The sequence below is a fragment of the Acinetobacter lactucae genome (assembly GCF_013344765.1).
Lineage (GTDB): Bacteria > Pseudomonadota > Gammaproteobacteria > Pseudomonadales > Moraxellaceae > Acinetobacter > Acinetobacter lactucae_A.
The window spans coordinates 1-11550 of record NZ_JABVBF010000112.1 but is presented as its reverse complement, the minus strand read 5'-3'; the positions used below and the strand labels follow the sequence as shown (position 1 = coordinate 11550).

Sequence of the window (11550 nt, the reverse complement as noted above, 5' to 3'; positions counted from 1 at the left end):
GAACGTGGGGTGAGAATGAAATGTGCGATTACACCAATACAAATACCCCAAAAGACTGAGCTTAATCCAAGGAAATGCATGCCTGATGCCGTGGCTAAAAAGGTAATAAGTGCAGCATCACGTTGACTGTCATTTTTCATGGCAACAGAAATGTTGGTGGCAATTGCTCCAAGCAAGGCTAAACCTGCAAGTGCTGCAACTAACTCTTTAGGAAGTAAGCTAAATAGCATGACAATACTGCCAGCAAATAAGCCTCCTAAAATATAAAAAATTCCATTGGCAATTCCTGCGATATAGCGTTTTTCTTTCAGTTCATGTGCATCTTTGCCCATACATAAAGCAGCGGTAATTGAGGCAAGCACAATGGTAATACCGCCGACACAGGCAACAGCTAAAGAGGCAATACTGGTAACAGTAATAATAGGTTTGGCTGGGGTGTCGTAACCGCTGAGTTTTATAATCGCCATACCCGGTAAAAATTGGCCAGTTAGACTGACTAAAATGAGAGGAACGGCGAGATTCAGTGTTGAGTTCCATGTCCATTCTGGGCTAATCCATTGCGGGATCGCTAAACTAAAACTCACATCAACCGGATTCATTTTGCCTAAAATGAGGCTTAATAAAACTCCGGCAGCTAACACCCAAATCATGGTGTAGCGAGGCATTAAACGTTTGGCAATTAAAAAGACAATAAGCATGCTAAAAACAATAAAAGGCATGCTATCAGACGCGGTAAATAGACCAATACCAAATTGAAAAAGAATACCAGCCATCATGCCCGCAGCGACATCTTGCGGAATCCATTTTAATAACTTATCGAAGTAACCAGTAATGCCAATTAAAAAAATAACGATGGCAGAAGTAATATAGGCAGCTACCGCTTCATTCAACGAGACATTGGGAAATAGGGTAACTAACAGGGCAGTACCCGGTGCAGACCATGCGGTAATAACAGGAGTTTTATATTTAATCGAAAGATAAATACCTGAAACGGCGGCACCAATTGAAATTCCCCAAATCCATGACACCATCATGTCGGTGGATACATGGGCACGCTGAGCTGCTTGGAAAAAAATAATCAGTGGGCCTGAGTAAGAAATTAAAACCGCAAGAAAGCCAGCAACTGTTGCTGATATGGACCAGTCATTTTTTAATGTCTTTAACAGGGTTGCCATGTGTGATTGCCTCCATGCAAATCATTTTATTTACCCAATTATGTAAAAAGATCAGGGTTAACCCTGATCTCCACCTCCGACTGGAATGACTGATCCAGTCATATACGATGCATCGTCTGATGCAAGAAATAAAATTGTATTCACTTGTTCTTGAATTGTGCCATAACGGCCCATAAATGTTCGATCTATTGTTTGATCAACTACTTGTTGCATCCAGTCTTTTTCATTTTGACTTAATGGATTGGCGTTACGTGGTACTTTCCGAGGTGGTGCTTCGGTTCCACCAGTCGCAACGGCATTGACTCGAATCCCGTCTTTGGCATGTTCAAAAGCAAGCGATGCCGTTAAAGCATTTACACCACCTTTAGATGCTGAGTAGGGAATACGGTTAATACCACGGGTTGCAATTGAAGATACATTTACAATCACACCCGATTGTTGCTTAATCATGGCAGGCAACACAGCGCGGCAACACCATAGAGTTGGAAACAATGAGCGATTTACTTCCTTAATGATCTCTTCTTCGGAAAACTCTTCAAAAGGTTTCATCCAGATCGCGCCGCCTACATTATTAATCAGGATATCTACCCGACCATAGTGTTCAATGGCTTTTGCAACAACCGCTTGCGCACCTGTATAGGTTTCAAGGTCAGCATTAATCGTGACAGCATTACCGCCTGCACCCTGAATTTCTTTGAGAACTTCTTCAACATATTCAGAGCGGTCAGCCATGATGACTTGCCCGCCTTCAGCTGCGACTTGTAATGCCACGCCACGGCCAATACCTTGGGCACTACCTGTGACAATCACGACTTTATTAGTAAATCTTTGACGGTTTGACATAGATAAGTTCTCCACCTTGAGTTAGTTTGCAGAGAATTTTTCAAACAAGAAACTAGCAGGTTTGATATTTTCAGTTTCTAACCAGCCACGTACAGCTTCTACCATAGGTACTGGACCACATAGATAAATATCGACATCGCCACCGTTTAACCATTCATTTTCAATATGACCAGTGACATAGCCTTTGCGTTCATGATTACTCTCAGGGCTTGCAACTACAGTTCGATATTCAAACCATGGGAATTTAGCCTGTAACTCATTGAGCTTTTCTAAAGCAACCAAATCAAAGTCATTGGTGACACCAAATACTAAACGAACAGGCTTTTCTGAACCTTTTTCTTCGAGTACTTGTAGCATCGACATAAATGGGGCAATGCCAGTACCACCTGCCAGCATCAACACTGGGCGCGTTACATTACGTAAATAGAAGCTACCGAATGGACCGGTAAACGTCATTTTGTCGCCAGCTTTGGCATTCTTGCTTAAGAATTCACTCATTTTGCCGTTCGGTACGTTACGGACCACAAAGCCCGTTAAGCGATTGCCCGGTTTTGAGCTAAATGAATATGAACGGGTTTCGCCAGTTTCTGGAATTGCAACATTTACATACTGGCCTGCAAGGAAATGAATATCCGGTTGACCTTCATCAAGTTGGATATCAAATGTGATGGTTGAGTCTGATAAGTTTTCAACGCGGGCTAATGTGCCTTGGAAGCTATGAATTTCTGTTTTGCAAACATCTGATGAGGCTTGAATCTGGAATACCGCATCGGAAGTTGGGCGACATTGGCAAGCAAGAATATAGCCTTGCTCAGCTTCTTCAGGGGTTAACGCATCTTCAATATAGGTTTCTTCTGGCATGTCATAATGACCTGACTCGCAAAAAGCGCGGCAAGTTCCACATGCTCCATCACGGCAATCCAAAGGAATATTAATTTTTTGGCGATAGGCTGCGTCAGATAGGGTTTCGCCTTGAGCTACGTTAATGAAACGTGTAACACCATCTTCAAATTGAAGTGCGATATTGTGGTTTGACATGGCATGTATCCTACAAAATATTTGAAACTTTTACCCTCAGCCAACAGTCCGTTTAACTGAGGGGGTATGTCTTAAAGGTGGTAAATATCAATCACTTGATTAATGTAGTCATTTTTCAAAACGACATACTTGCTCAAGATTTTTGGTTGATCACCTGAAAAATCGATCACATAACGTGACATACCGAAATAGCTGTAATTTGTCTTGTAACGGAAACTCAAGGTATTCCAATTAAAGCGAACAGTGACTTTGTCTCCGTCGCGCTCTACGACTTCAACGTTGGCAATATTGTGGCTTGTGCGTGTGTCCGGCATGGTTGCAGATGAGCGCTCGGTTTTAATACGGAACACACGATCTTCTAAACCTTGACGGTCTGGATAATAAATAAGTGAAATTTCAGATTGTGGATCTTCAGTTAATCTATCGTCGTCGTCCCAAGCTGGCATCCAGAAAGAAGATTCCGGTGCATAGCATTCAATCCAGTCATCCCATTGCTCATCATCTAAAAAGCGAGCTTCACGATAGAGAAACTGAGCAATATTTTCTAAAGTTGCTTTGTCTTGAGCACTCATGCTGTTTCTCCCTGATCAGCAATTTCTTTCTCTGATGCAATCGCGTGTTTCATGGTCTGTAACCAATATTGATGTTGGGCAAGATAAAGACCTTCATCTTCAGTTTTAATCCCACTTAACATTGGTTTTAAACCAATTTCGTTTGCTGCATCGTCTGGGCCATAAATCCAATGTTTTGAACCACGGCACATGTCATTCCATTCAAGTGCAATCCCTGCGTAGCCTGCCTGACAAGCACGGAATTCTTCTAAATCATCTGGTGTTGCCATACCCGATGCATTAAAGAAATCTTCATATTGACGGATACGACGTGCGCGAGCTTCGGGTGCTTCGCCTTTAGGTGCGATACAATAAATGGTGACTTCGGTTCTATTAACAGAAAGTGGGCGAAGTACACGAATTTGCGAACCAAACTGATCCATCAAATAAACGTTTGGATAGAGACACAAGTTACGTGAACGCTCAATCATCCATTTCGACATCGCTTCACCGTATTTTTCGGTGTATTCGGCTGCTTTCGGGAAGTTTGGGCGGTCTTCTGGGTTTGCCCATTGTGTCCAAAGCAACATGTGGCCATTTTCAAAGCCATACGAGCCACCGCCTTGTTTACCCCAAGAACCTGCACTCATGGCACGAATGTTATCGGCAGCTTGAGTTTCTTTACGGTGTTGAGTTGTTGCTGCATAGTTCCAGTGAACAGCAGAAACGTGGTAACCATCGGCACCATTTTCAGCGGTGAGTTTCCAGTTACCTTCATAGGTATAGGTAGATGAACCACGTAAAACTTCTAAACCATGTTCAGACTGATCAACAATCATGTCGATGATTTTGGTGGTTTCACCCAAGAATTCTTCAAGTGAAGGAACATCGGGATTTAAGCTACCAAATAAGAAACCTTTGTAGCTCTCAAAACGAGCCACTTTTTTAAGGTCGTGTGAACCATCTTGGTTAAAACAGTCAGAATAGCCTGCTTCACTTGGATCTTTAACCTTGAGCAATTTACCTGAGTTGTTAAAAGTCCAACCGTGAAAAGGACAGGTATACGTTGCTTTATTACCACGCTTGTGACGGCAAAGTTGTGCTCCGCGGTGTGAACACGCATTGATCATGGCATTCAATTCACCGTTACGGTTGCGGGCAATAATGACTGGCTGACGACCAATGTGAGTGGTGTAGTAGTCATTGTTATTTGGAATCTGGCTTTCGTGTGCTAAGTAAACCCAATTACCTTCGAAGATATATTTCATTTCGAGGTCAAATAGGGCTTCGTCAGTAAACACTGAGCGATGAAGTTTAAATTCACCTGTATCGATGTTATCGATAAGTAATTCATCAATACGGTCAAGATGGCTAGTATTGATTACAGGAATACGTGGCATGTCCGTTCTCCGACTTTCCAAATGTGTGGAAGTCACCAAGGCCTTAGCTACGATCTACAAGGTCTTGATATCCTAATATTGTCAATGAAGCGCCTGAGTGCGCTGGGTGTTTAACCGGGAATTGATGAAGATGAATCACTGAAAGGTTGGCAAGAAGGCTTTTTCACAAAGCAATTCAACACTTCATCGGTTTGTTGCTTGTATATACCTTAAAAGAATGCTTAAACTGTGTCTAAGACTGAATTTGCATTTTTTTATATCTTAAAGGTATGGAAACCTGATGGAACTAAGACATTTACGGTATTTTGTGGCTGTTGTTGAAGAGCAGAGCTTTACAAAGGCGGCCGAAAAACTATTTATTGCTCAACCACCTTTGAGTCGACAGATTCAAAATTTGGAAAGTGAGCTTGGCATTCAACTGTTTGAGCGAGGAAGCCGTCCTTTACAGACAACCCCAGCTGGACATTTTTTTTATCAGCACGCTGTTAAACTTTTGTCGAATGCTGAAGAAATAAAAAGTATGACCAAGCGTATTGGTCTGATCGAAAGAAGTATGACCATTGGTTTTGTCGGGTCTTTACTCTACGGTTTACTGCCTCGAATTATCTATTTATTTCGGCAACAGCAACCTCATCTGAATATTCAGCTCATGGAGTTAAGTACAACCGAACAGCTACAGGCATTAAAAGAAGGACGTATTGATGTTGGATTTGGACGTTTAAGAATTAGTGATCCTGCTGTTAGACGTATTCTGCTACGTAAAGAACGTTTGGTGGTTGCTGCACATACCAGCCATCCCATAGCTCAGCGTACAGAAGGGGTATATCTGGCCGATTTGATTGATGAAAAGATGTTTATGTATCCCACTTCGCCAAAGCCTAATTTTTCGACCCAGCTTTTGAATATTTTTGCCGAGCATAGTTTGGTTCCGAAAAATTTGCATGAAATACGGGAAATTCAATTGGCTTTGGGGCTAGTCGCAGCGGGAGAAGGGATTTGTATTATTCCAGCAAGTGCCGACACCATCCGTTTTCCTCATTTAAACTACATTCCGATTTTAGATAACGGCGCAGTCAGTCCAATTTTTATTACAGCACGCGCAATGGATCGCAGTGAAGACTTACAGCTTTTATTTGATTGTATTTATCAGGTTTATGATCTTGAAGGTATTCCATATAAACGCACAGTTTTCACGCTCGATCAGAATCCGATAGATGATTCAGATGGTATCGACTTTTAAATAAAGCAGGGCATAGCCTCAAAGGTTGAAGCTATGCAGTTTTAAAACTTATTGCACTTTCGCTGGGAAACCATCTTCTTCAAGTGCTTCGGTAATTTTATCGACGCTTTCACTGCTTTCAACAGTCACGATTTTTGTCACTAAGTCTACATCTACTTTTGCATTTGGATCGACATCTTGAATCGTCGCAGTCACACCACGAGCGCAGCCGCCACAAGTCATATTTTCAATAAGTAATTTCATATTCATACTCCATCAAGAACGAGATATTTGTTTGGATAACACTGAGTCTAAACCTTGTCATGATTGTAAGGTCAAGACCAATTTTTTAAAAAAATATGCTTGACCTTCCCATGATGGGAATCTGTATGCTCGATACAGAATATTAAATTTTGCAGATTTGCAGAGGTGTTTAATGGACTCAAAAAACACAAAATTGCCAGCATATAGTGAAACACTCTCAATTGAAGGGATGACATGTGCCTCTTGTGTAGGTCGTGTCGAAAAAGCACTTAAGAAAGTTGAAAATATTGAGATTGCCAACGTTAACTTGGCAACAGAAAAAGCGGTTGTTTATTCAAATCAACCGATTCAGCGTGAAGCGTTGGTTAAAGCAGTTGAAAGAGCAGGTTACGATGTGCCAAAAGCTGCGCCAGTGGAGTTGTCTATTGAGGGTATGACCTGTGCATCTTGTGTTGCACGTGTAGAAAAAGCCCTTAAAAAAGTAGACGGCGTTCAAGATGCTACGGTTAATTTAGCAACAGAACAGGCTTGGGTACAGGCAGATAATTCAGTCAATGTCGAAGACTTAATTCGCGCCGTTAAAAAAGCAGGTTACGACGCAAAAGCATCTGAAAAAAATCAAGATGAGCAACTCGATAAAAAAGCGTCAGAGTTAGATCAGCTTAAAAAAGATTTGATCATTTCGATTGTGTTGGCTTTACCTGTGTTTATTTTGGAAATGGGTTCACATCTCATTCCAGCTTTTCACATGTGGATCATGGACACGATTGGTCAATACAATAGCTGGCTTTTACAGTTTGTTTTGACCACCTTAGTGCTCGTTTTTCCTGGTCGCCGTTTTTACCAAAAAGGTATTCCAGCATTATGGCGTTTAGCGCCAGATATGAACTCTCTGGTGGCTGTTGGAACCTTAGCTGCCTATAGTTTTTCTGTTGTAGCAACCTTTATGCCGCATGTATTACCACAAGGCACGGTCAATGTTTACTTTGAAGCGGCTGCCGTGATTGTCAGTTTAATTTTGCTTGGGCGATATTTTGAGGCAAAAGCCAAAGGACGTACTTCGCAAGCTATTCAGCATTTGGTTGGTATGCAACCGAAGACTGCTCGCATTCAGCGTGATGGGCAAGTGGTGGAAGTTGCTGTTGCCGAAGTGGTCAGTGGAAGCATTGTAGAAATTCGTCCGGGTGAACGTGTGCCTGTCGATGGTGAAGTAGTTGAAGGACACAGCTACATTGATGAATCTATGATTACAGGTGAGCCTGTTCCGGTTGAAAAAATAGTAGGGCAGCAAGTGGTTGGTGGTACGGTCAACCAGAACGGTACTCTAAACATTCGGGCAACCGCAGTGGGTAGCTCCTCTGTGCTTTCACAAATTATTCGCATGGTTGAGCAAGCCCAAGGCTCTAAACTTCCGATTCAGGGGTTGGTTGATAAAGTCACCATGTGGTTTGTGCCTGTAGTGATGTTAATTGCTGCAATCACTTTCTTGGTTTGGTTTATTTTTGGACCAGAGCCTGCGCTGACTTTTGGTTTAGTGAATGCTGTTGCGGTACTGATTATTGCTTGTCCTTGTGCGATGGGACTTGCAACGCCAACTTCTATTATGGTTGGTACTGGACGTGGTGCTGAGCTAGGTGTCTTGTTCCGTAAAGGTGAAGCTTTGCAGCTTTTACAAGAAGCACAGGTCGTTGCCGTTGATAAAACGGGTACACTCACCGAAGGCAAACCGACACTGACAGACTTTAATGTGCAATCAGGTTTTGAACGTAACCATGTGCTGACTTTAGTTGCCTCAGTCGAAGCCAAGTCTGAACACCCAATTGCTCTTGCAATTGTTCAGGCAGCAGAAAGCGAAGGCTTAAACTTATTACCCGTAACAGCATTTAACTCGATTACAGGTTCAGGTATTGAAGCGGAAGTTTCAGGTCAAAAAGTACAAATTGGTGCAGACCGTTATATGCACCAACTTGGTTTAGACACCAGCTCATTCCAAGCGATTGCTGCTCAATTAGGTGAAGAAGGTAAAACACCGCTTTATGTTGCTATCGACCAGCAACTTGCTGCAATTATTGCCGTTGCAGACCCAATTAAAGAAACAACCTATGCTGCGATTGAGGCCTTGCATCAGCTTGGGTTAAAGGTTGCAATGATTACAGGAGACAACCGTCATACGGCGCAAGCAATTGCCAAAAAGCTGAACATTGATGAAGTTGTGGCAGAGGTTTTACCCGAAGGCAAAGTGGACACAGTTCGCCAACTGCAAAAACAATATGGGCGTTTGGCCTTTGTAGGTGATGGCATTAACGATGCACCAGCCTTGGCGCAAGCAGATGTCGGTTTAGCCATTGGTACAGGAACAGATGTTGCTATTGAAGCTGCCGATGTTGTGTTGATGTCAGGCAGCTTAAAAGGCGTACCGAACGCAATTGCATTAAGTAAAGCAACTATGCGAAACATTCGCCAAAATTTGTTCTGGGCATTTGTATATAATGTTGCTCTAATTCCAATTGCAGCAGGAGCACTATATCCAGCATTTGGTGTATTACTTTCACCTATGTTTGCAGCAGGCGCGATGGCACTTTCTTCGGTTTTTGTTTTAGGCAATGCATTACGCTTAAAACGTTTTCATGCGCCAGTACAGTAAGGGTGCTGAAAATCAACTTTTGGTTTAAGATCATGACAGCAGGTCTTAAACCAAATTTAATATTTGAGGTGTGAGATGAATATCGGTCAGGCATCCAAACATTCGGGCATTTCAGCGAAAATGATTCGCTACTATGAAGAAATCGGTTTAATTGAAGCAGCTCAGCGTTCTGCTTCTGGCTATCGTATTTATTCAGAAACAGACCTTAAAACTTTAAACTTTTTAAAGCATGCTCGAGAGTTAGGTTTTTCATCTGAACAGATGAAAGAGCTTATTTCGCTTTGGAAAAATACCGATCGGCATAGTGCAGAGGTGAAAGCTTTAACCGTAAAACACATTGCCGAATTAAAGCAAAAAATTGCTCATTTACAAGAAATGGTTAATATTTTGCAGGCTTCAGCTGATGATTGCTGTGGCGACCAGCATGCTTCTTGTGCCATTTTAGATCATATTGAAAAAGGGGTGGGCATAAGCTAAATCCCATAAAAATAAAAAGGTAAAATCATGGCTTATACAGCTTCTTGTCTTTGTAATGGCATTCAACTCAATATTAATGCTGAATTAAATCCGATTATGGTTTGTCATTGTAAGCAATGCCAAAAAGCACAAGGGGCTGCTTTTGCGGCCATCACTCAAGTACAAAAAAGTGATTTAAATATTGTTCAAGGTGAAAATCTTTTACAGGTTTACTTTGCTTCTCCAAATAAAATGAGAGTGTTCTGTAAAACCTGTGGTTCACCAGTCTGGAGTGAACGTTTAGATAAGCCTGAAGTAGTGCGTTTAAGGGTAGGGCTCATTAATGAAGAAATATCGACATCTGTCATTTCTCATGCTTTTGTGTCTTCAAAAGTGAAGTGGTATCCAATTTGCGATAGTGCTCGCCAATATCAAAATGGGGTAGAAAACCTTTAAATATTAAGGTTGGATCGTATTTTATTCATTTGTAAAAAAACGTGAACAAGACTAGCCATGAATAAATAATGTGCTATAACTGTACTTAAGGTAATCGTAATATCTCCTCGATCCACAGGGAAACTTGGGACAGGGCAAAAGATACGATAAGACCTTACATATAGCTAGCAAAGAGCAAACCAAGAGTTGGATAGACACAATTCTTAAAATGTTCACCGTTGCAGAAAAGCCCGTGAAACGGGCTTTTTTAATGTCTGTAAAAGCTATTTCTTATAGAGCACTATCTTATATTTTTAAACTATCCATGAAAAAGTAATGTAAAAATAATAAAATATTTTAAATATACAGACTCTTCTGTATTGATTTTTGTTTTTATTCGCTGTACATTAAGTTAACGGTTTAAAGTTCAAGTTTAATAATGGACTCATGGTCGTTGTGGGAGATCTAAGAGCCTGCATTTTCCCCAAGATGCGGGTTTTTTTTATGCCTAAAAAATTGCGTAGGCTTTACGTGTGTAAAAATTATTTAGGCGTACTAGGTCAGAAGATTAGTTATAAATCCCAAAATACCTTTTATAAAAGTAAGCTCAAAATTTGATTCGATATAATACTTTTGGCTAATTTCTTATTGTTTGAAATTTGTGCAAATTATCAGTGTGAACTTTAAGGACACACGAAATGGAAAACGTTAATCAATACGCTCACGGAGCTGAGCATGAAGTCCACATACATTGCAAACGATCATTAAGCACTTTAATACTGAGTATGCTCGTATTAATTACAACTGGTCGTTAAAAGAAAAAGCACCTTCGGGTGCTTTTTCTATATGAGTTTCAAACGAAGAAGTAGATTTAGGAGTTTACAAAGCCACGGCGTTTTTTGTAGGCTTTACGGTCATAAGAAGGGATGTTTGATTGCTGGAGATCAATCGCAAGTTGCTTCTTGCGTTGAAACTGAACTTCGCTTAGAAGAGCAGCAAAAATTTTAGGCCGGTCAGTTTTAAACTTTTCTACATCCAACGGAATCGTATCTTCATTTTTGACAATGTACAGCACAGAGCCATTGCCATTCATTTCATAAACCGTCCAACCCACTCGTACCATGTAGAGTCCGGTTTTTTGATTCTTGCCTAAATAAGATTTAAAACCATCTGGATGAGGGCGAACATAAGCATTCATCATGCTTTCTCCATCATCTGATTTATTTGATGAAAGCGACAATCAACGAATTGATGGGGGAACGGGATATCATATTCAGTAAAATTACGATTTCTAGTTGTTTATATATTGATCAATTTTCAAATTTCAAGTAAGAAAATCGATTAATAAGTAAACTAAATAAGTGCGAAATATTAAAAATAACACCTTACTTTTTTGAAAAAAATTCTTAAATTAGGGTTGGATGAATTATAAAGAATAGCGCTTATTTTATGTTTATGTGATCGATTTTGCATATTTAAAATTATTTAAAGAGTAAGTGAATTTGTAGTCAGATAGAGTTAATTG

10 protein-coding genes and 2 pseudogenes are annotated in these 11550 nt (G+C 40.8%); 5 read left to right on the top strand and 7 right to left on the bottom strand.

From position 1 onward, the window contains the following. From benE to benA, 5 genes and pseudogenes are all read right to left on the bottom strand, one after another. Positions 1-1175 (bottom strand): benzoate/H(+) symporter BenE (benE, locus tag HUN22_RS11790; protein WP_174729513.1); only part of this gene is annotated, 1175 nt, incomplete at its 3' end. Between the two features lie 57 nt (positions 1176-1232). Next, complete coding sequence (locus tag HUN22_RS11785; RefSeq protein WP_174729510.1) at positions 1233-2018, bottom strand: 1,6-dihydroxycyclohexa-2,4-diene-1-carboxylate dehydrogenase; 786 nt, start codon at positions 2016-2018, stop codon at positions 1233-1235. A 21-nt stretch (positions 2019-2039) separates the two neighbouring features. Then, positions 2040-3056: a benzoate 1,2-dioxygenase electron transfer component BenC gene (gene benC / locus HUN22_RS11780; RefSeq protein WP_174729507.1), complete on the bottom strand. Its 1017-nt coding sequence runs from the start codon at positions 3054-3056 to the stop codon at positions 2040-2042. Positions 3057-3108: 52 nt separating this feature from the next. Next, positions 3109-3628 (bottom strand): annotated as a pseudogene (gene benB, locus HUN22_RS11775) (benzoate 1,2-dioxygenase small subunit). Continuing rightward, positions 3625-5007, bottom strand: a complete 1383-nt coding sequence (benA, locus tag HUN22_RS11770; RefSeq protein WP_174729501.1) for a benzoate 1,2-dioxygenase large subunit — start codon at positions 5005-5007, stop codon at positions 3625-3627. The pseudogene benB and the gene benA overlap by 4 nt, the downstream one beginning before the upstream one ends. Positions 5008-5113: 106 nt before the next feature. On the opposite strand from benA, the pseudogene HUN22_RS11765 reads away from it, so the two are divergent. Together HUN22_RS11765 and HUN22_RS11760 are read left to right on the top strand one after the other, a co-directional pair. Further along, a pseudogene (locus HUN22_RS11765) lies at positions 5114-5243 on the top strand (hypothetical protein). 44 nt (positions 5244-5287) lie between these two features. Continuing rightward, a complete protein-coding gene (locus tag HUN22_RS11760; RefSeq protein ID WP_081174738.1) occupies positions 5288-6247 on the top strand; it encodes a LysR family transcriptional regulator in 960 nt (319 codons plus the stop codon). Between the two features lie 48 nt (positions 6248-6295). Here HUN22_RS11760 and HUN22_RS11755 read toward each other — a convergent pair whose 3' ends face one another. Further along, the gene (locus HUN22_RS11755; protein WP_080776980.1) at positions 6296-6496 is read right to left on the bottom strand and encodes a heavy-metal-associated domain-containing protein; all 201 of its coding nucleotides are present in this window, start codon (positions 6494-6496) and stop codon (positions 6296-6298) included. Between the two features lie 166 nt (positions 6497-6662). Between HUN22_RS11755 and HUN22_RS11750 the strand changes: the two genes are divergently transcribed. From HUN22_RS11750 to HUN22_RS11740, 3 genes are all read left to right on the top strand, one after another. Then, complete coding sequence (locus tag HUN22_RS11750; RefSeq protein ID WP_174729497.1) at positions 6663-9134, top strand: heavy metal translocating P-type ATPase; 2472 nt, start codon at positions 6663-6665, stop codon at positions 9132-9134. Positions 9135-9209: 75 nt separating this feature from the next. Continuing rightward, positions 9210-9611 carry a Cu(I)-responsive transcriptional regulator gene (gene cueR / locus HUN22_RS11745; protein WP_174729494.1) on the top strand — a complete coding sequence of 134 codons (402 nt, stop codon included), beginning with the start codon at positions 9210-9212 and terminating at the stop codon, positions 9609-9611. Between the two features lie 27 nt (positions 9612-9638). After that, entirely contained in the window at positions 9639-10046 is a 408-nt protein-coding gene (locus HUN22_RS11740) for a GFA family protein (protein WP_174729491.1), read from the top strand. 850 nt (positions 10047-10896) lie between these two features. Here HUN22_RS11740 and HUN22_RS11735 read toward each other — a convergent pair. Beyond that, positions 10897-11226, bottom strand: a complete 330-nt coding sequence (locus HUN22_RS11735) for a hypothetical protein (RefSeq protein ID WP_174729488.1) — start codon at positions 11224-11226, stop codon at positions 10897-10899. Positions 11227-11550: the final 324 nt, after the last annotated feature.